The 20,002-nt window shown below is 65.9% G+C and carries 22 protein-coding genes; 9 read left to right on the forward strand and 13 right to left on the reverse strand.

Annotated features, from left to right (window positions below; genetic code table 11):
* Nucleotides 1-26: 26 nt before the first annotated feature.
* Nucleotides 27-2,276: a DNA topoisomerase IV subunit A gene (gene parC / locus ACFB49_RS24555; RefSeq protein ID WP_380874560.1), complete on the forward strand. Its 2,250-nt coding sequence runs from the start codon at nucleotides 27-29 to the stop codon at nucleotides 2,274-2,276.
* A gap of 118 nt (nucleotides 2,277-2,394) precedes the next feature.
* The gene (locus ACFB49_RS24560) at nucleotides 2,395-4,149 is read left to right on the forward strand and encodes a putative bifunctional diguanylate cyclase/phosphodiesterase (protein ID WP_380874562.1); all 1,755 of its coding nucleotides are present in this window, start codon (nucleotides 2,395-2,397) and stop codon (nucleotides 4,147-4,149) included.
* Here the strand turns inward: ACFB49_RS24560 and ACFB49_RS24565 are convergent.
* The 4 genes from ACFB49_RS24565 to ACFB49_RS24580 are packed head-to-tail and all read right to left on the reverse strand — an operon-like array spanning nucleotide 4,125 to nucleotide 7,067.
* On the reverse strand, nucleotides 4,125-5,342 hold the full coding sequence (locus ACFB49_RS24565) for a CCA tRNA nucleotidyltransferase (RefSeq protein ID WP_380874564.1): 1,218 nt from the start codon (nucleotides 5,340-5,342) through the stop codon (nucleotides 4,125-4,127). The two genes, ACFB49_RS24560 and ACFB49_RS24565, sit on opposite strands and share 25 nt — an antisense overlap.
* On the reverse strand, nucleotides 5,339-5,941 hold the full coding sequence (locus ACFB49_RS24570) for a CoA pyrophosphatase (protein WP_380874566.1): 603 nt from the start codon (nucleotides 5,939-5,941) through the stop codon (nucleotides 5,339-5,341). Before ACFB49_RS24570 ends, ACFB49_RS24565 begins: the two co-directional genes overlap by 4 nt.
* Nucleotides 5,938-6,510, reverse strand: a complete 573-nt coding sequence (locus tag ACFB49_RS24575; protein WP_380874568.1) for a DUF1285 domain-containing protein — start codon at nucleotides 6,508-6,510, stop codon at nucleotides 5,938-5,940. The genes ACFB49_RS24570 and ACFB49_RS24575 overlap by 4 nt, the downstream gene beginning before the upstream one ends.
* A 29-nt stretch (nucleotides 6,511-6,539) precedes the next feature.
* Nucleotides 6,540-7,067 (reverse strand): GNAT family N-acetyltransferase, encoded by a 528-nt coding sequence (locus ACFB49_RS24580; protein WP_380874570.1) that lies wholly within the window; start codon nucleotides 7,065-7,067, stop codon nucleotides 6,540-6,542.
* Nucleotides 7,068-7,308: 241 nt separating this feature from the next.
* Between ACFB49_RS24580 and ACFB49_RS24585 the strand changes: the two genes are divergently transcribed.
* A complete protein-coding gene (locus ACFB49_RS24585; RefSeq protein ID WP_380874572.1) occupies nucleotides 7,309-7,710 on the forward strand; it encodes a dihydroneopterin aldolase in 402 nt (133 codons plus the stop codon).
* Nucleotides 7,711-7,832: 122 nt separating this feature from the next.
* Here the strand turns inward: ACFB49_RS24585 and ACFB49_RS24590 are convergent, their stop codons facing one another.
* Nucleotides 7,833-8,561, reverse strand: a complete 729-nt coding sequence (locus ACFB49_RS24590; RefSeq protein WP_380874574.1) for a hypothetical protein — start codon at nucleotides 8,559-8,561, stop codon at nucleotides 7,833-7,835.
* 358 nt (nucleotides 8,562-8,919) lie between these two features.
* On the opposite strand from ACFB49_RS24590, the gene ACFB49_RS24595 reads away from it, so the two are divergent.
* From ACFB49_RS24595 to ACFB49_RS24610, 4 genes are all read left to right on the forward strand, one after another.
* Nucleotides 8,920-9,576 (forward strand): energy transducer TonB, encoded by a 657-nt coding sequence (locus ACFB49_RS24595; RefSeq protein ID WP_380874576.1) that lies wholly within the window; start codon nucleotides 8,920-8,922, stop codon nucleotides 9,574-9,576.
* 76 nt (nucleotides 9,577-9,652) lie between these two features.
* On the forward strand, nucleotides 9,653-10,408 hold the full coding sequence (locus tag ACFB49_RS24600; RefSeq protein WP_380874577.1) for a MotA/TolQ/ExbB proton channel family protein: 756 nt from the start codon (nucleotides 9,653-9,655) through the stop codon (nucleotides 10,406-10,408).
* Nucleotides 10,409-10,510: 102 nt separating this feature from the next.
* Entirely contained in the window at nucleotides 10,511-10,990 is a 480-nt protein-coding gene (locus ACFB49_RS24605) for an ExbD/TolR family protein (RefSeq protein WP_380874578.1), read from the forward strand.
* A 15-nt stretch (nucleotides 10,991-11,005) separates the two neighbouring features.
* Nucleotides 11,006-11,437, forward strand: coding sequence for an ExbD/TolR family protein (locus ACFB49_RS24610; protein WP_380874580.1), 432 nt, complete (start codon nucleotides 11,006-11,008; stop codon nucleotides 11,435-11,437).
* Nucleotides 11,438-11,597: 160 nt separating this feature from the next.
* Here ACFB49_RS24610 and ACFB49_RS24615 read toward each other — a convergent pair whose 3' ends face one another.
* From ACFB49_RS24615 to ACFB49_RS24650, 8 genes are all read right to left on the reverse strand, one after another.
* Nucleotides 11,598-11,948 (reverse strand): DsrE family protein, encoded by a 351-nt coding sequence (locus ACFB49_RS24615; protein WP_380874582.1) that lies wholly within the window; start codon nucleotides 11,946-11,948, stop codon nucleotides 11,598-11,600.
* Nucleotides 11,945-12,697, reverse strand: coding sequence for a HesA/MoeB/ThiF family protein (locus ACFB49_RS24620; RefSeq protein ID WP_380874583.1), 753 nt, complete (start codon nucleotides 12,695-12,697; stop codon nucleotides 11,945-11,947). The genes ACFB49_RS24615 and ACFB49_RS24620 overlap by 4 nt, the downstream gene beginning before the upstream one ends.
* Nucleotides 12,694-13,182, reverse strand: a complete 489-nt coding sequence (gene dut / locus ACFB49_RS24625; protein ID WP_380874584.1) for a dUTP diphosphatase — start codon at nucleotides 13,180-13,182, stop codon at nucleotides 12,694-12,696. The genes ACFB49_RS24620 and dut overlap by 4 nt, the downstream gene beginning before the upstream one ends.
* Nucleotides 13,183-13,237: 55 nt before the next feature.
* A complete protein-coding gene (locus ACFB49_RS24630; RefSeq protein WP_380874586.1) occupies nucleotides 13,238-13,921 on the reverse strand; it encodes a type 1 glutamine amidotransferase domain-containing protein in 684 nt (227 codons plus the stop codon).
* On the reverse strand, nucleotides 13,921-15,108 hold the full coding sequence (gene coaBC, locus ACFB49_RS24635) for a bifunctional phosphopantothenoylcysteine decarboxylase/phosphopantothenate--cysteine ligase CoaBC (RefSeq protein WP_380874588.1): 1,188 nt from the start codon (nucleotides 15,106-15,108) through the stop codon (nucleotides 13,921-13,923). Before coaBC ends, ACFB49_RS24630 begins: the two co-directional genes overlap by 1 nt.
* A gap of 247 nt (nucleotides 15,109-15,355) precedes the next feature.
* Complete coding sequence (locus ACFB49_RS24640; RefSeq protein ID WP_380874589.1) at nucleotides 15,356-15,937, reverse strand: PEPxxWA-CTERM sorting domain-containing protein; 582 nt, start codon at nucleotides 15,935-15,937, stop codon at nucleotides 15,356-15,358.
* 217 nt (nucleotides 15,938-16,154) lie between these two features.
* The gene (gene ubiB, locus ACFB49_RS24645) at nucleotides 16,155-17,687 is read right to left on the reverse strand and encodes a 2-polyprenylphenol 6-hydroxylase (RefSeq protein WP_380874591.1); all 1,533 of its coding nucleotides are present in this window, start codon (nucleotides 17,685-17,687) and stop codon (nucleotides 16,155-16,157) included.
* Nucleotides 17,684-18,412, reverse strand: coding sequence for a class I SAM-dependent methyltransferase (locus ACFB49_RS24650; RefSeq protein ID WP_380874592.1), 729 nt, complete (start codon nucleotides 18,410-18,412; stop codon nucleotides 17,684-17,686). Before ACFB49_RS24650 ends, ubiB begins: the two co-directional genes overlap by 4 nt.
* Before the next feature lie 59 nt (nucleotides 18,413-18,471).
* On the opposite strand from ACFB49_RS24650, the gene mutM reads away from it, so the two are divergent.
* On the forward strand, nucleotides 18,472-19,284 hold the full coding sequence (mutM, locus tag ACFB49_RS24655; RefSeq protein ID WP_380874594.1) for a bifunctional DNA-formamidopyrimidine glycosylase/DNA-(apurinic or apyrimidinic site) lyase: 813 nt from the start codon (nucleotides 18,472-18,474) through the stop codon (nucleotides 19,282-19,284).
* 95 nt (nucleotides 19,285-19,379) lie between these two features.
* Nucleotides 19,380-19,643: a 30S ribosomal protein S20 gene (gene rpsT / locus ACFB49_RS24660; protein WP_380874596.1), complete on the forward strand. Its 264-nt coding sequence runs from the start codon at nucleotides 19,380-19,382 to the stop codon at nucleotides 19,641-19,643.
* The last annotated feature ends 359 nt before the right edge of the window (nucleotides 19,644-20,002 follow it).

The raw sequence follows: 20,002 nt of genomic DNA on the forward strand, positions 1-20,002 counted from the left end.
GCGGGGGCGCTGCTATCCGATGGGGCATGACCGCATCCGCCGAGCCGATCGACCAGATCATCGAAGCCCCGTTCGATAGCGCCCTTTCCGACCGTTACCTCGTCTACGCTTTGTCGACGATCACCGCCCGGTCGCTGCCGGACGTGCGCGACGGGCTGAAGCCGGTGCATCGGCGGCTGTTGTGGGCGATGCGGCTGCTCAAGCTCGATCCCGCCGCGGGCTACAAGAAATGCGCCCGCGTCGTCGGCGACACGATCGGCAAATATCATCCGCATGGCGACCAGTCGGTCTATGACGCGATGGTCCGCTTGGCCCAGAGCTTTTCGCTGCGCTACCCGCTGGTCGACGGGCAGGGCAATTTCGGCAATATCGACGGCGATAATGCCGCAGCCTATCGCTACACCGAAGCGCGGCTGACCGCCTCGGCGATCGACCTGATGGCGGGGCTCGACGAAGGCACCGTCGATTTCAAGCCGACCTATAATGGTGAGGAGGAGGAGCCGGAGGTATTCCCCGGCCTATTCCCCAACCTGCTGGCGAATGGCGCGAGCGGCATCGCGGTCGGCATGGCGACGTCGATCCCGTCGCACAATGTGGCGGAACTGATCGACGCAGCGATGCTGCTGATCGACCAGCCCGACGCGCCCGACTGCGAATTGATGCAGTTCGTGAAGGGGCCGGACTTCCCGACCGGCGGCGTGATCGTCGATAGCGCAGCGAGCATCGCCGAGGCTTATGTGACCGGGCGGGGCGGCTTCCGCGTCCGCGCGCGCTGGTCGATCGAGGATCAGGGACGCGGCACCTGGACCGCGGTGATCCACGAAATTCCCTATCAGACGCCCAAGGCCAAGCTGATCGAGGAGATCGCGCAGCTCATCAACGACAAGAAGCTGCCGATCCTGGCGGACATCCGCGACGAATCGGACGAGCTGGTGCGGATCGTGCTGGAGCCGCGCGCCCGCACCGTCGATCCGCAGGTGCTGATGGACAGCCTGTTCCGGCTGACCGCGCTGGAAACGCGGGTGTCGCTCAACCTCAACGTGCTCGACGCGCAGCGCACGCCGCGGGTGATGAGCCTGAAGCAGGTGCTCGCGGCCTGGCTGGAGCATCAGTTCGAGGTGCTGGTTCGCCGGTCGCAGCATCGGCTGGCGAAGATCGACGACCGGATCGAACTGCTCGACGGCTATATCATCACCTATCTGAACCTCGATCGCGTGATCCAGATCATCCGCGAGGAGGATGAGCCCAAGCCGGTGCTGATGGCCGAGTTCAAGCTGACCGACCGGCAGGCCGAGGCGATCCTCAACATGCGGCTGCGGTCTTTGCGCAAGCTGGAGGAGATGGAGCTCAAGCGCGAGCGCGAGGCGCTGGACGAGGAGCGCAAGGGCCTGGTCGCGCTGATCGAGAGCCCGGCGCGGCAGCGGACGCGGATGAAGAAGGATCTCGCCAAGCTGCGCGAGCGCTATGGCCCTGAGACGAAAATCGGCCGGCGCAAGACGCTGATCGAGGAAGCGGCGCCGGCGCGGGAGATTCCGCTGGAGGCGATGATCGAGCGCGAGCCGATTACGGTGATCCTGTCGCAGCGCGGCTGGATCCGCGCGATGAAGGGGCATAACGACCTCGCTTCGGCCGAGGCGCTGAAGTTCAAGGAAGGCGACGGGCCGCTGTTCGCCTTCCACGCCCAGACCACCGACAAGCTGCTGCTCGCGACCGAGACGGGGCGCTTCTACACGCTGGCGGCGGACAAGCTGCCGGGTGGGCGCGGCTTTGGCGAGCCGGTGCGGCTGATGGTCGATATCGAGGGCGAGGCGCCGCCGGTGGCATTGATGCCGGCCAGCGCATCGGCGAAGCTGCTGCTGGCGGCATCGGACGGGCGCGGTTTCCTGGGCACCACGGGCGAGATCGTCGCGGAGACCCGCAAGGGCAAGCAGGTCGTCAACCTGCGGACGGGCGCCAAGCTGCGCGTCGTGCGGCCGGTAGCGGCCGAGGCGGATTATGTCGCCGTGATCGGCGAGAATCGGAAGCTGGTGGTGTTTCCGATCGGCGAACTGCCCGAAATGGCGCGCGGTTCGGGTGTGCAGCTCCAGCGCTATCGCGACGGTGGTTTGTCCGACGCGCTCGCCTTCCGCTTCGAACAGGGACTGAGCTGGGCGATGGGCGGCGAAACCGGCCGCACGCGCACCGAAAGCGACATGACGCCGTGGCGTACGGCGCGCGGTGCGGGCGGGCGGATGCCGCCGGTCGGCTTCCCGCGCGACAACCGTTTCGGGGGCTGAGCGAAAACTAGGTAGTTTCCACGGGTTCGGCCGATCGTGCGCTAAATCAAGAATTAACCGTCTCCGCGTATCGCTCGGCATTATGCAGGTCGAGCCTTCTCGCAGCGAACTGGCCACCATGGCGGACGTGGCGACGGAATTGTCCGTCGTGCGGGCGGCCGCGAGCGGCTTTGTGAACCTCGACGAGCAGGGCGCGCTTGAACTGATCCGCCGCGCGCGGACCGAATATCTCAACGCGTTGCCGATCGCCGCGGCCATCGTCACGCGGGAGCCGGCCGGCCGCGTTCTGATCATGGCGAACGAGCAGTTCCAGATGCTCGATGCGATTTCCGGCGCGATCCCGATTCGTCCCGGAGCGCCCCAGCCGCTGATCGAGCGCGAACCGCTGAAATCCGCGATGACGGACTTTCTGGCGGGCGAAGAGCGGGGCCGCGAGTTCGAATGGCAGGATGGCGAAGGTGTCGGGGGGCGCCATTTCGTCGTCCGCCTGGGCCGGCTGGCGGCTTATGACGATGGCACGCGCCGCTGCGTCCTTTCGCTGATCGATCGAACCGCCGAGGTCGAGAACGAGCGCAGCCTGCGGGCGGAGATGACGCATGACAGCCTGACCGGGCTGCCCAATCGCGTCGCCTTCAACGAAGCCGTCGAGAATGTGCTCGTTACCGATGCGGGGGCGGCGGGCCATGCCGTGCTGATCGTCGACCTCACGCGCTTCAGCCGAATCAATGAAAGCATGGGTTCGATCGCCGGCGATGAACTGATCATCACCGTTGCGCGACGCATGGTCGCCTCGCTGCGTGCCGGCGACATGCTGGCTCGGATCGGCGGGGATGAGTTCGCGATCCTGCTGCGGCTGGCCGACGGGCCGGGCGATGCGCTGCACGCCGCGCGCCGCATTCAGGCGACGATGACGGCGCCGTTCCGCATTTCCGATCTGGAAATCCGCATCGATTGCGCGATCGGCTGTGCGCTGGTCAGCGATCAGGTGGCCGGGGCCGAGGATCTCGTCCGCAACGCCCAGTTCGCGCTCAAGCGCGCCAAGGGATCGGGGCGCGTCGAAGTCTACCAGCCGGGCGAGGTTAGCAAGGCCCGCCACCGGTTCAGCCTGGAGACCGAACTGCGCCGCGCGATCGAGGGGGATGCGCTGGAACTGGCCTTCCAGCCGCTGATCAATCTGCAGACCAACAAGGTAGCCGGGTTCGAAGCGCTGGCGCGCTGGGAGCATGAGGAACTGGGGCTGATCTCCCCGACCGAGTTCATTCCGGTCGCCGAGGAATCGGGCCTGATCGTGCCACTGGGGCGCTGGGCACTTGAATCGGCGCTGGCGACGCTTGCGCAATGGGATGCCGACCATGGCGCACCGCTGCCGATCCATGTCGGCGTCAACGTGTCCGCGATCCAGCTTGCGCGCGACGATGTTTCGAGCGCGGTGGAAAATGCGCTGCGGCGCGCCGGGGTAACCGGTCACCGGCTGACCCTGGAACTGACCGAAAGCGCGATCGTGCAAGATCCGGAGCGGGCGACGCGGACGCTGCAGGGTTTGAAGGGCCTCGACGCCAAGATCGCGATGGACGATTTCGGCACCGGCTATTCCTCGCTCGCTTATCTACAGCGCCTGCCGATCGATATCCTGAAGATCGACCGCAGCTTCGTCACCGGGATGCTCGGCGATCGCGACTCGGTGGCGATCGTCCGCGCCGTGCTGGGCCTGGCCGACGCGCTGGGCATGGACACGACGGCCGAGGGTGTAGAAACGGTAGAACTGGCGCAAACGCTGGCGGCGCTGGGCTGTAGCTGCGGGCAGGGATTTTACTTTTCCAGGCCGCTTTCGGCGGCGGACGCGCTGTCCTACTGGCGCTCGCGCAGCGCCTGATCGACCGCTGCTTTCGCGGCCCGTTCCACCCAATCGTCATCCGGGAAGCCGGCCGACAGCCATTCGCGCTCGATCGCCTGCAAGGCTCCCGCGACCTGTGGGCCCGGCCTGAGGCCAAGTTCCACGAGATGGCCGCCCTTCAACGGGAAACGCGGCCTTTGCCAGCCGGCCAGTGTGGCGACCACAGCGCGCAGCTCGACCTCATCCGCGTCGGACAGCAGGAACAGATCGACCGCCGCACCGGGGTGACGATAAGCGAGGGGGATTGGCGCGGTGCCCGGTTCGGGCGGCGCTGCGAGCAGTTCGAGCCGGGTGCGGATGGCGTTCGACAGCCGCAGGCGGGACGCGACCTGGAAGGCGATCGCGGCGTCGCGCGGCAGCAGCGCTGCGAGCCGACGGGCAGAATCTGGACCCATATCGGCGATTCTTTCCCGGCCGATCAACCGCGCGAGCCGCGAAACGCCCGCCGCGGCGATTTCCGGCAGCACGGGCAGGAAGATGCCGCGATCGTGCATCAAGGCGACGGTGGGTGCGGGATCGGGCAAAGCGAGCAGCTTGAGCAGTTCGTCCGCGATCCGCTCCCGCGAGAGCGCCATCAGGTCGTTGGCGCGAGCGGCGCAGGCGTCCAGCCCGGCCGCGTCCGGATCGCCCTTGCCGAAGCGGGCGTGGAAGCGGAAGAAGCGCAGGATGCGGAGATGATCTTCGGCGATGCGGGTCAGCGGATCGCCGATGAAACGGATGCGGCCGCCGGCGAGATCATCAATGCCGCCGAAATAATCCATCACCGTGCGATCAGTGGGGCTGGCGGACAACGCGTTGATGGTGAAATCGCGGCGGGCGGCATCCTCGCGCCAGTCATCGGTGAAGGCGACGGTCGCGCGGCGGCCGTCGGTTGAAACGTCGCGGCGCAGCGTCGTCACCTCGACCGTCGCGTCGGGCAGGACGGCGGTGACGGTGCCATGCGCCATGCCGGTCGGCACCGCCTTGAAACCGGCGGCGCGTATCCGCTTCACCACCTCGTCTGGCTGGAGCACAGTGGCGCAATCGATGTCGGATACAGGAAGGCCCAGTAGCGTATCGCGGACTGCGCCACCGACGAATCGGACCGCGCCCTCCGCCGCGCCAAGTGCCGACATGAGTTCAGCCAGTCCCTGGCGGTGCTGCCAGGGGGCATCGGGCAGAATCGTCGTCATGCCGGATAAGTCAGACGGCGACCGAGATTGACGATCATCGCGGCGGTAGCCCCCCAGATGCGGCGTCCTTCCCAGAATATCTCGAAATAGCGGCGTTCGCGACCCTGCCATTCCACCGCTTGCTCGACATGGTTCATCGGCTCCAGCAGATGGGCGAGCGGGACTTCGAAGATGTCCGCCACTTCGGCCGGCTGGGGCGTGAGCACCAGATCGGGCGGGACGACGCCGATCACGGGCGTCACCTGATAGCCGGTGATGGTGCGATAGGTGTCGACCGAGCCGATGACGTCGACAAGCGAGGGGGCGAGGCCGATCTCCTCCTGCGCCTCACGCAAGGCAGCGCCGACCACGCCATCATCGCCGGGATCGACCCGGCCGCCCGGAAAGGCGATCTGGCCGGCATGACGGCGCATGGTTTCCGGCCGGAGAATAAGGAGAATGGTGGGTTCGGGCCGGTCGACGAACGGCACCAGCACCGCGGCCGGGACCAAAGGCTCGCCGACTTCGATCGCGAAATCGCCGTCATCGCGCTCCAGCAGCACGGGATCGCGGGTCTGACCCGTAGCAAGCGCGGCCCGCAGGCGTTCTGCGAGCGTCATGCGCCCGGCTCCAGCGGGAAGAAGCGGCCGTCGCTCCAGACGCCCGGCGGATCATGATCCTCATCGAGCGCCATGGTGGCCAGTTCATAATAAACGGAGCGGGCGATCAGCGCCTCCAGCCCGCCGCGCACGGCGAGATAGGGGTGGGGGCCGTCCCCCTTGTCCTCGAACCGGAGCGGATGGGCGTCGCCGGCCACTATGACATCGCCCGTATTGAGCCGGAAGGCGAGCTGGCGATCGGCGCCGGTGCCCTCCGACTTGAGTTCCACCGCGATGAAGGCGGCATCCTCCACATCGATGTCGAGCTTCTCGACAGGCGTGACGAGGACATGGCTGCCGTCGGGTTCGCGCCGCAGGATGCTTGCGAACAGGCGCACCATCGCTTCGCGTCCAATCGGCGACCCCTGGTGGAACCAGGTGCCGTCACGCGCGATCCGCATGTCGCTGTGCCCACAATGCTCCGGGTTCCAGCGTTCGACCGGCGGCAACTTCTTTTCCGCAGCCAGGCGCGCGATGTCGGCCAAAGAGAGGCCGGTCAGATCAGCGGGAGGCGGGGCGCTTTCGGGCATCGTGCGATCCGCTTAGGCGATAGCGGGCCTCAGCGCAAAGCGGCGACGGCCGCGCGCTGCGCCTGTAGGCGGCCACGTGCCGGAAGCGGGGCATGGCCACGCAATCGGGCAAGAAGACGATGCCGCTCCACAGGGCCGGGAACCTGCCAGCCGCCCGTCCAGCGCGCCGTGAAATCGAAGAAGCGCTCATAATATTCAGGGTCGCCGATCAGGACGAGGGGATCGGCGTGGCGCGCGTCGGCGGTGTCGAGCATCGCCACCATCAGCTTGCGGCCGATACCGTCGCGCTGGCGATCCGGCCGCACAGCGACCGGCCCCACAAGGACGAGCGGCGCGATCCGCCCGTCATCTGCCACGAGTTCGACCGGCCAGCTTTGCAGCGTGCCGACCAGATCGCCCGCATCGTCGAAGGCCGCCAACGACAGCTCGGGAATCGCATCGACGCCGCTTCGCATCTTGTACGCTGTGCGGCCGTGGCGATCGGGGCCAAAGGCGGCATCGAGCAGATGTTCGACCGCGGCAGGCGCGGCAGCGGCAATCGGGGCGAGCGTGATCAATCCTGGGGGGAGCTTTCCGAATCCGGGGAAGATGCGCGCGCCTCTAGAGATTCCGCGGCGAATTGAAAGAAGGAATCATGTCGGAGCTGGGCTGGAGGGCTTTTCCACACGGCTGGTGGAAAGGGCTGTGGATAAGCCTGTGTGATCGATCGTCAGGCCACGGGCGGGCCTCACTTCTCCCCGACTTGCCCGATTTTCGGGCAGCGGCTAACCGCGACTGCGAACAAAGTGAGTTAGCCGAATGACGACGCCGCCGATTCTCGATGGACTGGTTCCCGCCTCGCTGGCGCCCAAGACGCGGCGGATCTTCCTCGAAGATTTCGATTTGCCGGTGGATATCGGCTTCCACGATTTCGAGGTGGGCAAGCCACAGCGTCTGCTGGTGACAGTGGAGGCTTGGCTCGACGAAGCGAGTTTTGCCGCAGAGGACAATGCAGCCGCCGCCTGGAACTATGATTTCCTGCGCACCGAGATCAACCGGCTGGCCAACAGCCGCCGATTCAATCTGCAGGAGACGCTGGCACGCGCGATCTACGACCTGATCGCGGCGCGGGCGGGGGTTACGGCGCTGCGCGTTTCCACCCGCAAGCCCGACATTTATCCCGATTGTGCGGGGGTCGGTGTCGAGCTCGCTTCGTTCTGAGCGCGCCCGTCTTGTGAAGAGAGCCTGATTCACGATTTCAGCGGAAGCGCAGAACACGTCCACCTCAATCGATCAGGCTCTAGGTCGCTGACTTTGTTGCGGCTTGTGCAAACAAGGCGACGTTAAGGGGCGGTAAAGTTGCGGGCGCAGGGCTTCAGTCCCTCGATCACAACGCGATAATCGGCGCGCGCGGCAGTCGCCTGATCGCTCGGCAGATCGGCCGTCGATGTGTCCGGCAACGCGGCCGGCAAGGTGCAGGCCAGCCGATACCAGAGCAGGCTGTCCGGCGGGGGCGGCGCGGCGCTGTCGTCCACCATTTCGCCCAGCGCCACGGCCCAACGCGGCGCTTCGCCAGGGCGGCGCAGTACGTTGAGCGAGACGGGACGGCCATCATCGGTGGTGAGAAAAATCTGGGTCTCGCTTTCGCCCGGCAGCGAGCCTGGAACGTGGAAGGCATTGCCGACGCGGACGATATGGGGCGGGCGATCGGCCGATACCAATTCCCGAAGTACGCCGCGTGATCGGGCGTCGAGCTCCTGCGACCACCAGAACTGGCCGTAAGGGCGGGCGAGTCGCACTTCGCCGGGGCGGTCGGCAACGGTGTCGACGAAGATCAGAAGGCGCGCCTTCTTGAGCTTGGGCGCCCGATTCGAGGCATCCAGCGGCACATCGGCCAGCCAGGCGACCTGCCCTGGCAGCCCTTTTTTCCCACCCAGCAGGGAGAGCAGGCGACCCTCGATATAGAAGCGCTGATGCCCCGCTGGCACATCTGCGGCCGCAGCCCCCTTGAGCTTGATCGCGGACGTCACCTCCACGTCGGCAACTGCGTCGGACAGTTCGGCCAAGGCCACGAGATCTGCGTAGCTGAGGGCTGGATTTTCGACGATTCGCGGAGCGGATTGGGCCAAAACCGGATTCGCGGAAAACGCTGTCAGAATCGCTAGGACCACGGGCATTCGACGCATGTCATCTCCTTGGCGGCAAGTGTCCGCATCCATTTGGAAACCGCTTGTTAAGCGGGTTTCGCATGGGTGGTCCATCGGGTGCAACCGCGGGACAAAGGAATTGCGTCGTGGAAAGTGTCGCGATAAGGACACACATCCCGTCAATAATTTCTGAACCAAAGACGGGGCCGCTGGAATTTGCCGGGTCTGCCCACAGCAGCCCGCAGCCGTGAAGCTTGTGGATTGGAGGGAGTGTCGTTCCTTAATGGCTTACGCTGATCAATCGATGAGCTCCCGCCGGGTCGTGGCGATTGGCATTGTCGCACTGCTACACGCAGTGATTGGCTATGCGTTCGTGACTGGCCTGGCATACAACGTCGTCAAGAAGGTCGCCCAGGATCTGAAGACCTTCGACGTCGAAGAGGAGCCGCCACCCCCTGAGGAGCTGCCGCCGCCGCCGCCTCCGGAGCAGAAGGTCGAGCCGCCGCCCGTGCTGGCGCCGCCGCCGATCGTCCAGGTCCAGAACGTCGCGCCGCCCGTGGTGCAGACGGTCCGCGAGGCCCCACCCGTGATCATCACGCCGACCGCGCCGCCGGCTCCGCCGCCGCCGCCGAAGCCGAGTGTCGCGGCGCCTGCCAAGGCTCGGGGTAACCCGATGTCCTGGGTCACGACGGAGGATTATCCCTCCCGTGCGCTGCGCGAAGAGCGTGAAGGCACGACGGCCGTGGCGTTCGAGATCACGACCGACGGTCGCATCGCCAACTGCCGGGTCACCGCGTCGAGCGGCTCGCCCGATCTCGACGACGCGACCTGCCGCAACCTCACCCGCCGCGGTCGTTACACGCCCGCCAAGGATGCGAGCGGCAATGCAATGGAATCCAGCGATACGCGCCGCGTCCGCTGGCAGATGCCCCAAAACTGATAACGGCAAGCGCCGGGTCGCCTGACCGACCCGGCCGGCCAGTGAACCAAATTCGACGAAGAGGAAGAACACCGAAATGGCTACTCCTGCAGCCGCCCACGCCGGCGAAAACCCGTATGGCCTGATGGCCGCCCTGGAGCAGGGTGGAACGATCGCCTGGGCCACCTTCATCATCCTCGTGGTGATGTCGGCCGCGTCCTGGTACATCATGTTCACCAAGCTGCTCGAGCAGCAGAAGATCCTGAACCAGGCGAAGCGCGTGCGCACCTCGTTCTGGGGCACGCCGAGCCTCAAGGATGGCGCCGCCAAGCTCGAGAAGAACTCGGCCTACCGCCAGATCGTCGACGACGGCCTGCGCGCTCAGGAAGAGCATACCCGCCTGACCGATCCGGTCGAAGCGCATGACTGGCTGCTCAACTCGCTGGGCCGCAGCCAGCAGGCCGTGAACTCGAAGCTGGGCAACGGCCTCGCCGTTCTCGCCACCGTCGGTTCGACCGCGCCGTTCATCGGTCTGTTCGGTACGGTTATCGGTATCTACCGCGCGCTCATCAAGATCGGCGCTGCCGGTCAGGCCTCGATCGACGCCGTCGCCGGCCCGGTCGGTGAAGCTCTGATCATGACCGCGCTCGGTCTGGCCGTGGCCGTTCCGGCCGTGCTCGGCTACAACTGGCTGATCCGCCGCAACAAGGTCGTCGCCGAGCAGCTCGCTGCCTTCTCGACCGACGTTCATGGCTACATGATCTCGGGCGGCGCCGTGAAGCCGTCGCTGATCGCTGCCAAGCCGGCTGCTCCGGTTGCTGCCAAGCCGGCCGCGACTGCCACCAAGGCGTAACCATCGGCGCGGTGCGGCACTCCGTGGGTGCCGCACCGGAACCGCAGGGTCGTTCGACCGGCGTTAGCGCCGGCGAAGTTTGAAGTAGGACAGGATCTCTCCATGGCCATGAGTGCAGGGCCCGCAGAAGACGGCTCCCCGATGTCCGACATCAACACGACGCCACTCGTGGACGTCATGCTGGTGTTGCTCATCATCTTCCTCATCACCGTTCCCGTCGTCATCCAGACGGTGCCCGTCAATCTGCCCAAGGTCGTGTTCGAACCGACGACGACCAAGCCTGAAAATGTTGCGCTTTCGGTGCGCGCCACCGGTGGCAAGTGCGAGGTCTATTGGGGCCAGACGCTGGTATCGCCGCAGGAACTGCTCGACCGCGCGGTCGTCAAGCTGCGGGCAGAGATCGACAAGCAGGGTGGCCCGACGGCGCCCGGCCTCGAGCTTCCGGAGGCGCATATCCGCGGTGACGTGAACACGCCGTATCGTTGCATCGGCGGCGCAATCTTCACCATGCAGCGCGCGGGCTTCGCGCGGGTCGGATTCATCTCCGAGCCGCCGGCTGGCTTCGTGTCGCAGCGTCTCTGATCAGGAGTATCCATCGTGGCAATGGCAGCAAGCACCGCCGAAGGCGAGCCGATGATGGACATCAACACGACGCCGTTGATCGACGTCATGCTGGTGCTCCTCATCATGTTCATCATCACCATCCCGATCCAGACTCACGCGGTGAAGCTGGACCTTCCGGTCGATGATCCCAACAACAAGGAACCGCCGCCCATCGATCCCGTGAAGAACAAGGTCACGATCGATCCGGCCGGCACCGTGTTCTGGAACGGCAGCCCGCTGCCGAACCTGACGGTTCTGCGTCAGTATCTCGACCAGACTCAGACGATGAACCCGGTTCCGGAGCTCCATCTCCAGCCCGACCCGCAGGCGCGCTACGTCGTCGTTGACGAAGTTCTCGCCGTCACCAAGCGGGCCCAGGTCGAGAAGATGGGCTTCGTCGGGAACGAGGCTTACGGCAGCTGGTAATCCGGCAACCGCACTTCGTTGAAGGAATGAGGGGGTGGGCCGATGGTCCGCCCCCTTTTTCGTGGTCGATTGCCGGGCGGGACATTGCCCCTCCACCACTCGCCTTCGGCGAGCGGTCCCCCTCCCCAAGCAAGCTTGGGGAGGATTTGACGTCGCCCAATCAGACGACGACCAGGCGGTCCTGATCCAGCGTCTGGAGCAGGCTGACCATCCCAGCCCAGCCGATTCGGGCGTCGAATTCGTCGGCCGCCGCATTGATGAGCGCGAGTCCCGTCTGGCAGCCGATCATTTCGACGCCGGCATCGAGCGCGTCGGCGAGCATGAAGGCGCGGTCGGGCAAGCCGGCAGAGCGGACCTGATCGGCATCGTCACCCCGCAGCAATGCCACGGCGCCGTCTTGCAGAAAGAGGCGGGTGCGGCCGCCGAGCGCGGCCTGGGTCAAGGCCATCGTCAGCGCCGTGCGGAAGCGTTCGGCGTCCGCCGTCGCCACGATGATCGTCAACCCCGTCATGACACGCCGCAGCGGCAGCCGGGGTCCTTGGGCATGCGAAGCGTGCGGAAGCGGAAGCCGAGCGCATCGACCAGCAGCAGCCGGCCAGCGCTGTCCTCGCCAAAACCGGTGATCGCGCGAATCGCCTCCATCGCCGCCAGGCCGCCGAGCACGCCGGTTAGTGCGCCAAGCACGCCCTGATCGGCGCAGCTCGCGTCCGGCCGATCGGGATCATTGCCAACGAAGCAGCGATAGCAGGGCTTGGTGGCTTCCCACCCGCGATAGACGGCGAGCTGCCCTTCGAACTGGCCCACCGCGGCGGAGACCAAGGGGATGTGGAGCGCGAGCGCGGCGTCGGCTACTGCGAGCCGGGTCGGGAAATTGTCGCAGCCGTCGAGCACCACGTCATGGCCGGCGAGCAAAGTCTGGGCATTGTCGGCGGTGATGCGCTTGGCGATCGCGGCTACGGTGACGTCGGGGTTGAGCGCTGCCACCCGTTCGGCGGCGACGTCCACCTTGGCGCGACCCACATCATCAGTGCCGAACAATGTCTGGCGCTGGAGGTTGGAGAGCGCCACATCATCGTCGTCGAACAAAGTGATATGGCCGACGCCGGCCGCGGCAAGATACTGGATCGCTGGCGAACCAATGCCGCCCGCGCCGATCACCGCCACCCTTGCGCCGAGGAGCTTCGCTTGGCCCGCGCCGCCAATTTCGCGCAGCACGATATGCCGGGCGTATCGATCGAGCTGGGCGTCGGTGAGGTTCACCCCCGCGCCACCCCAGTCGATCCGAATCCGCCCAGCCCGCGCTGGGTGGTGGCGCTGAATTCGTCGACGACGGTGAAGCTGGGCCGCAGGATCGGCAGGAAGACGAGCTGGGCGATGCGGTCGCCCGGCTCGATCAGGATCGGATCGCTGCCCGGCGGGTTGCGGTTCCAGGTGCTGATGAAGATCTGGTTGGCATAATCCGCGTCGATCGTGCCGACCGCCTGGCCGAGCACCAGCCCCTTCTTGTGGCCGAGGCCGGAGCGGGCGAGCAGGAAGGCGACCATGTGCGGATCGTTCATCAGCACGGCGATCCCCGAGGGGATCAGCACCGCGGGGGCCTGCGCTTCGATCGCGAGCGGCGCATCGATGCAGGCGTGGAGATCGATGCCCGCGGACAGATCGGTCTGGTAGGCGGGCAGCCCCCATTCGGCGAGGCGCGGATCGACGATCTTGAGTTCGAGGGTCGGGCGCGGATCGGCGGTCATGTGGGGTTCTTTCGGATGATGCTGGGAAGCGGGTTAGGGTGGGGCACGGCGCGGTTCAAGCGGCGAGGCGTTTCAGCAGTGCCAAAGCGAGCGGCAGCGCCGAGGCGGGGTTCTGCCCGGTCAGCAGATTGGCGTCTTCGACAATGAAGGGCTGGTCGGGCGACCCCGCGCGATAATCGGCGCCGAGTGCACGCAGTCGGTCCTCCAGCACGAAGGGGGTGAGGTCGACCAGTCCAGCAGCCTCGTCCTCCGCCCGGCTGAAGGCCGTGAGAGTGCGTCCGGCTATCAGGGGGGCACCATTGTCGCCGCGCGCGTTCACCAGCGCTCCCTGGCCGTGGCAGACCATTGCGAGCGGCATTGCCGTCGCGACGGCATGTTCGACCAGTGCAGTGGAATGCGGATCGGCGGCGAGATCCCACATCGGCCCCAATCCGCCCGGATAGAAGATCGCGTCGAAATCGCCGGGGTCGATGCCGGCGAGGGGAAGCGTGGCGGAAAGACCCGCCTGGGCCTCTGGATCGTGCCGGAAGCGGGCGACAGAGGGTGGCGCGGGCGTGAGGGCATCGCCGGTGGGATCGGTGGGGACGGGACCTCCCAGGGGCGAGGCCAAGGTCAGTTCCACGCCTGCTTCGCGGAAGGCGTAATAGGGCGCGGTGAACTCCTCAATCCACAGACCGGTGCGGCGCGCGGTATCGCCCATCCGCGCCTGGGAGGTGAGGACGATCAAAATGTGCGGCATCAGCCCGCCAGTTCGGAGGCGATCCGTTCGGCGAGCCGCACGGCGACGGCTTCCTTGGGCAGATCGGGCCAGCTTTCGACACCAGTGGCGGTGACGATGTGGACGCTGTTGTTGGCGCCGCCCATCACATTACCGGACACGTCATTGGCGACGATCCAGTCCGCACCCTTGCGGGCTAGCTTGGCGGTGGCGTGATCGACGACCTTTTCGGTCTCTGCGGCAAAGCCCACGACCAGCCGCGGTCGGCGCTGGCTGGCGGCGAGACCGGCGAGGATGTCGGGATTCTCGCTGAGCGTGAGCGCGGGTGGCGCGCCGTCGGGCTGCTTCTTGATCTTCTGCGCGGTGGCATTGACGTGCCAGTCCGCCACCGCGGCGACCATGACCGCGGCATCGGCGGGAAGCGAGGCATCGACCGCGGCGGCCATTTCGCGCGCCGTTTCCACATCGACGCGGGCAACGCCGGCGGGTGTCGGGAGGGATACGGGGCCGGCGACGAGCGTCACGCGAGCGCCCAGTGCAGCGAGCGCACCGGCGATCGCGAAGCCCTGTTTGCCTGACGAACGATTGGCGATGTAGCGCACCGGATCAATTGGTTCATGCGTCGGCCCGGCGGTGACGAGGATGTGGCGGCCGGCGAGCGGCCCGGCCTCGCCCAGCGCGCGCTGGATCGCCGTCAGGATCGCTTCGGGATCGGGCAGGCGGCCGGGGCCATATTCGCCGCAGGCCATCGGGCCTTCGTCCGGCTCGAGGATCGTCACGCCATCTTCACGCAGGCGGGCGACGTTGCGGCGGGTGGCGGCATGGCCCCACATGCGGACGTTCATCGCGGGAGCCGCCAGCACCGGCTTGTCGGTGGCGAGCAGCAGGGTGGTGGCGAGATCGTCGGCGATGCCCGCGGCCATCTTCGCCATCAGGTCCGCGGTCGCGGGCGCGACGACGACGAGATCGGCCTGGCGGCTGAGCTGGATATGACCCATCTCCGCCTCGTCCTTCAGATCCCACAGGCTGGTGTGGACGGGTTGCTCGCTCAACGCCGCGAGCGTCATCGGCGTCACGAACTGCTGGCCGCCGGCGGTGAGGACGCAACGCACCGACATGCCCGCCTTGCGGATCAGCCGCACGAGCTCGCACGCCTTGTAGGCAGCAATGCCGCCGCCCACGATCAAAAGGATGCGTTTGCCCGTCATGCCCTGGCGGTCCCTGCTGCGGTGCCGAAGTTGAGGAAGTTGAGGATTGCCATCAGCTTCTTCAATGGAGCCGTTTGTGGGCCAAGTCGAGACGTGCGGTTGCACCATGGGCGATGGGCTGAATGGGCATGGTGCGGATCTAGACGAAAGCCGCGGTTGTAGGACAGCGTGCTGCGCCTGACGGTTGCCGCAAAAGGAAACGCCCGCCCCCTTGCGGGGACGGGCGTTTCCATCATTCGAGTGGTTTTCAGGCCACCGAATAGCCGACCTTCGTCGCCCGCGCCCGACGCATCGCGCCGCCCACGAGGCCGAAGCCCGAGATCATCATCGCCCAGGTGGCGGGTTCAGGAACCGCACCATAATAGAAGAAGTCACCGAAGGCGAAATCGACCGACGAACTGATCGTGAACTTGGTCACGCCCGGGCCGTTCCAGCCGAAGAAGGAAGCGCCGGACGAGCCCTGGACCAGCTGCTGCAGGCCCGAACCGTCTGCCAATTCCAGCGTGATCAGATATTCAGCGAACGGATTCGGTTCCGCATAGAAGCCGAAGCCGCTGACGCTCGGGTTGATTTCGACGTCAACCGAAGTCGCGCCCTGCGTATACAGGACATCGCCTGTATAGCTGCAGCACCAGGTTGCCCAACCGGACCCCACAGTGCGGATTTCGACATCGCCGACGAAGTTCAGATAGGGACCGGCATCAAGAAGAACCGAAGAAATATCGGTGAATTCATCACCATATTCCTGATCTTCGTTCCAAGAGCCGGCCACTGCCTGCCAGGTAGCAATAGAACTCGTGAAGGTCACCGCATAGGCAGGCGCCGACATGGCGGTGCCGACGAGAAGTGCTGCTGCAATCAGATGTCTACGCATGGGTTCGTCCCCTGTAACAGAGCCAAGAACGTGCGACCATGTTGTGTGCGATTGCGGTCCGCCGAGTACGCCGACCTCCCCCGCACATGTGAGGAAATGCTTCCGTTAACGAAGTGTCAACGGCTCACGTCAGGCCGCCCCAAAACGGCACAATTCAGATCAAGAGTCGCGGTTATCCGAGGATTCGTTGCAGTGCGAAACCCGCCAGAAATGCCCCAACGGCTACAAGGAGATAGCGCCAGCGCCCGCCGATGCGGACGACCTGGATCTCGGCGAGCGGGGGCAAGGGCGGCGCGCCACCTTCCGCAGGAAATCTCGCTTCGATGCGACGAATCAACTCAGGAATACGACTGATGGTGCGCAAATCCTCCCCGAGTCGGTCGGCGATTGCCGCTTCCGGGCCGAGTTCGGAGCGCAGCCATTCGCGGACGAAGGGGGCGGCCGTTTCCCACATGTTGATGTCGGGATCGAGTGCGGTGGCGACGCCCTCGACCATCACCATCGTCTTCTGCAGCAGCAGCAGATGCGGCTGGGTCTGCATGTCGAAATCGCGGGTGATGGCGAACAGGCCGTCGAGCATCTGGCCGACGGAAAGTTCCTTCACCGGGCGGCCGCGCATCGGCTCACCCACCGCGCGCAGTGCCGTCGCGAACTCGGCGACATTGTGATGGGCGGGCACATATTGCGCCTCGAAATGGATTTCGGCGACGCGGCGATAATTGCCGGTGATGAGGCCGTAGATGATCTCCGCCAGCCATAGCCGGGCGCGGCGGTCGATCCGGCCCATGATGCCGAAATCGATGGCGGCGATGCGGCTATCGGGCAGCACGAAGAGATTGCCCTGGTGGAGATCGGCGTGGAAGAAACCCTCGGCAATCGCCTGGCGCAGGAAAGCGCGGACGAGGTTGCCGGCGATCTCCGCCGGATCATGGCCAGCCGCGATCAGCGCATCGCGATCGGACAGCTTGATGCCGTCGACCCATTCGAGCGTCATCACCTTGCCGGCGGTGCGCTGCCAGTCGATCGCGGGGACGACGAAGGTCGGTTCGGCCTCCATCCCCTCGGCCAGTTCGGAGGCGGAGGCGGCTTCGCGGCGGAGATCGAGCTCGCGCGCGGTCCAGCGCTTGAAGGTGGCGATCACCATGCGCGGGCGCAGGCGCGCAGCCTCGCCGCCCATCGCCTCGACCTGGGCGGCCGCCCATTCATAGGTGTCGATCGCGCGCAGGAAGTCGCGCTCGACGCCGGGGCGCAGCACCTTCACTGCAACGTCGCGGCCCTCGATGGTGACTGCGCGATGGACCTGGGCGATCGAGGCGGCGCCGACCGGCACAGGATCGATCGAGGCGAAAAGCTCCCTGATGGGGCGATGGAAGGCGTGCTCGATCTGCTCGCGGATCGCGGGGAAGGGGACGGGCGGCAGCGCGTCCTGCAGGCGGAGAAGATCCTTGGCCGCTTCCTCACCGACGAGATCGGGGCGGGTGGCGAGGCTCTGGCCGAGCTTGATCGCGGCGGGGCCGATCGCCTGGAAGGCGTCGGCATAAGCCGGCACCTTGGGTACGCGCGCGCCAAAACGCGCGACGCGGGCGAGGCGCCGGACGGGCGGCGGGGTCAGCGGGTCCTGCTCGATGCCGCGCAGTGCGCCATGACGTGCCAGCGTGCGGCCCCAGATCAGGAGGCGGCCGATATGAACGATCGGTAGGGTCAAATCTTCCAGCCGCTGTGAATGGCGACGAGACCGCCGAGAATCGGTTCGACACTGGTTCGCACGAAGCCGGCTTCGCCGATCATGCGCTCGAACGTCGGCATCTCGGGGAAGCGGCGGATCGATTCGATCAGATAGCGATAGCTTTCCTCGTCATTGGCGAGGAGCTTGCCGAGCTTGGGGACCAGGCGGTGCGAATAGGCGTCATAGGCGTCGGCAAAGCCGGGCCACTGGTTGGTCGAGAATTCGAGGCAGAAGAAACGGCCGCCGCGCTTCAATACGCGATGCGCCTCGCGCAGTGCCGCGGGGATGTCCGTCACGTTCCTGATGCCGAAGGCGATGGTGTAGGCATCGAACTGCCGGTCGTCGAAGCTCAGCGTCTCGGCATTCTGTTCGGACCAGATCAGGCCGTGAATGCCGCGCTTCTTGGCGCGCTCCATGCCGACTTCGAGCATGGCGGGGTTGATGTCGGCGACCGTCACCTCCGCGCCCGCCTTGGCGTGGCGGAAGGCGATGTCGCCGGTGCCGCCGGCCATGTCGAGGATCGCCTCGCCGGCGCGCGGCTTCACCCGGCGGACGAACATATCCTTCCACAGCCGATGCAGGCCGCCCGACATGGCGTCGTTCATCAGATCATAGCGCGACGCGACATTGGCGAAGACCGCGCCGACGCGCTTGGTCTTCTCCTCGGGGGTGACGTCCGAATAGCCGAAGGATACGGTTTCCATGGGGGCGGGCTCTAGCAGGGGTTGCGGCCGTTCGTCACGGCCCATATCGCATCAATGTCATGCCCGAACTTCCCGAAGTCGAAACCACCGTCCGCGGCCTCAGGCCGCCGCTCGAAGGACAGCGCCTGGTGGCGGTCGACCCGCGGCGGCCGGACCTGCGGCGTCCGATCCCTGCAGACCTGCGACAGCGACTGACCGGCGCGACCGTGACCGCGCTTGGCCGGCGCGCCAAATATGGACTGATCGAAACAGACCGTGGCGACACTTTGATCTTCCACCTCGGCATGTCGGGCAGTTGGCGGACCGACCCGAGCGAGATCGGCAAGCATGACCATCTGGTGATCGATACCGCGAGCGGGCGCAGGCTCGCGCTCAACGATCCGCGCCGCTTCGGTTCGCTCGATCTGGTGGCGACGGCGGAGATAGACGAGTTTCCGGCGTTTAAGGCGCTCGGGCCCGAGCCGCTGGGGCCGGGGCTGACGGCTGCGCATCTGAAGGCAGAATTTGCGGGCCGGATCGCGCCGGTGAAGGCGCTGCTGCTTGACCAGCGCGTCGTTGCCGGCCTCGGCAACATCTATGTGTGCGAGGCGCTGCATATGGCGAAGATCGCACCCACCACGGCGGCGGGGCGAATCACCCTGGCGAAGCTCGCGAAGCTGGTCGAGGCGATTCGCGTGGTGCTGGCGGCCGCGATCGAGGCCGGCGGATCGACGCTCAAGGATTATGTGCAGCCCAATGGCGAACTCGGCTATTTCGCCAATCAGTGGCGCGTCTATGGGCGGGAGGGCGAGCCCTGCGCTTGCGGCACCATCGTCGCCCGGCGCGTCGATGGCGGGCGATCGACCTTCTTCTGCCCTAAATGCCAACGCTGAAGGTTGACGATTCGGCGCATCCGTGTATGTAGCCGGCCTTCCCGGTGCGGGATCATCCCCGCGCTGTATCCCTTTTTGATCTATCGAGGACGAGCATGGCGAACACGCCGCAGGCAAAGAAGCGCATCCGCCGGAACGACCGCCGGGCCGAGATCAATGGCGCGCGCGTGAGCCGTATCCGTACCTTCGTGAAGAAGGTCGAGCTGGCGCTGACCGCCGGTGACAAGACTGCCGCCGCCGAGGCGCTGGCCGCTGCCCAGCCGGAGCTGGCGCGTGGCGTGTCGAAGGGCGTGCTCCACAAGAACACCGCGTCGCGGAAGTTCGCGCGTCTCACCAAGCGCGTCGCCGCGCTGGGCTGATCGAAGCCGTTACTGACGGGTTAAAGGCCCGCCGGGGGAAAGCCTCCGGCGGGCCTTTTCGTTTCTTTGCGGTTACAGTCGTGAATTCTAGGACTCTCCACGATTCGGCGAATGTGACGGATTCGGGAAGGCCAGTTTAACGCCGTAAAATCAAAGTCTTATGACGCGGCCACGCAAATGCGAGGCTTTGGGTGTCAAGCGTCATTATTTCTTTTTTGTTGCATGCGGGGGCCTTGATCCAAGGCCAATCGCCTTTCAAAAAGACAGTCCGCCCCGGCGAGTCTGTATGGGGTGGAAAAGCGGTAACGGTGGATTTGTGCTTCAGCCGAGGGGCGGCTGAGCGATGAGGACGTTTGTCC

The organism is Sphingomonas sp. DBB INV C78 (assembly GCF_042693015.1).
Classification (GTDB): domain Bacteria; phylum Pseudomonadota; class Alphaproteobacteria; order Sphingomonadales; family Sphingomonadaceae; genus Sphingomonas_E.

Excerpts from the sequence above, each read along its gene's own strand:
- parC (WP_380874560.1), top strand. The coding sequence starts at position 27 with ATGACCGCATCCGCCGAGCCGATCGACCAGATCATCGAAGCCCCGTTC.
- ACFB49_RS24560 (WP_380874562.1), top strand. The coding sequence starts at position 2,395 with ATGGCGGACGTGGCGACGGAATTGTCCGTCGTGCGGGCGGCCGCGAGC.
- ACFB49_RS24565 (WP_380874564.1), bottom strand. The coding sequence starts at position 5,342 with ATGACGACGATTCTGCCCGATGCCCCCTGGCAGCACCGCCAGGGACTG.
- ACFB49_RS24570 (WP_380874566.1), bottom strand. The coding sequence starts at position 5,941 with ATGACGCTCGCAGAACGCCTGCGGGCCGCGCTTGCTACGGGTCAGACC.
- ACFB49_RS24575 (WP_380874568.1), bottom strand. The coding sequence starts at position 6,510 with ATGCCCGAAAGCGCCCCGCCTCCCGCTGATCTGACCGGCCTCTCTTTG.
- ACFB49_RS24585 (WP_380874572.1), top strand. The coding sequence starts at position 7,309 with ATGACGACGCCGCCGATTCTCGATGGACTGGTTCCCGCCTCGCTGGCG.
- ACFB49_RS24595 (WP_380874576.1), top strand. The coding sequence starts at position 8,920 with ATGGCTTACGCTGATCAATCGATGAGCTCCCGCCGGGTCGTGGCGATT.
- ACFB49_RS24600 (WP_380874577.1), top strand. The coding sequence starts at position 9,653 with ATGGCTACTCCTGCAGCCGCCCACGCCGGCGAAAACCCGTATGGCCTG.
- ACFB49_RS24605 (WP_380874578.1), top strand. The coding sequence starts at position 10,511 with ATGGCCATGAGTGCAGGGCCCGCAGAAGACGGCTCCCCGATGTCCGAC.
- ACFB49_RS24615 (WP_380874582.1), bottom strand. The coding sequence starts at position 11,948 with ATGACGGGGTTGACGATCATCGTGGCGACGGCGGACGCCGAACGCTTC.
- dut (WP_380874584.1), bottom strand. The coding sequence starts at position 13,182 with ATGACCGCCGATCCGCGCCCGACCCTCGAACTCAAGATCGTCGATCCG.
- ACFB49_RS24630 (WP_380874586.1), bottom strand. The coding sequence starts at position 13,921 with ATGCCGCACATTTTGATCGTCCTCACCTCCCAGGCGCGGATGGGCGAT.
- coaBC (WP_380874588.1), bottom strand. The coding sequence starts at position 15,108 with ATGACGGGCAAACGCATCCTTTTGATCGTGGGCGGCGGCATTGCTGCC.
- ACFB49_RS24640 (WP_380874589.1), bottom strand. The coding sequence starts at position 15,937 with ATGTCGGCGCCTGCCTATGCGGTGACCTTCACGAGTTCTATTGCTACC.
- ACFB49_RS24650 (WP_380874592.1), bottom strand. The coding sequence starts at position 18,412 with ATGGAAACCGTATCCTTCGGCTATTCGGACGTCACCCCCGAGGAGAAG.
- mutM (WP_380874594.1), top strand. The coding sequence starts at position 18,472 with ATGCCCGAACTTCCCGAAGTCGAAACCACCGTCCGCGGCCTCAGGCCG.
- rpsT (WP_380874596.1), top strand. The coding sequence starts at position 19,380 with ATGGCGAACACGCCGCAGGCAAAGAAGCGCATCCGCCGGAACGACCGC.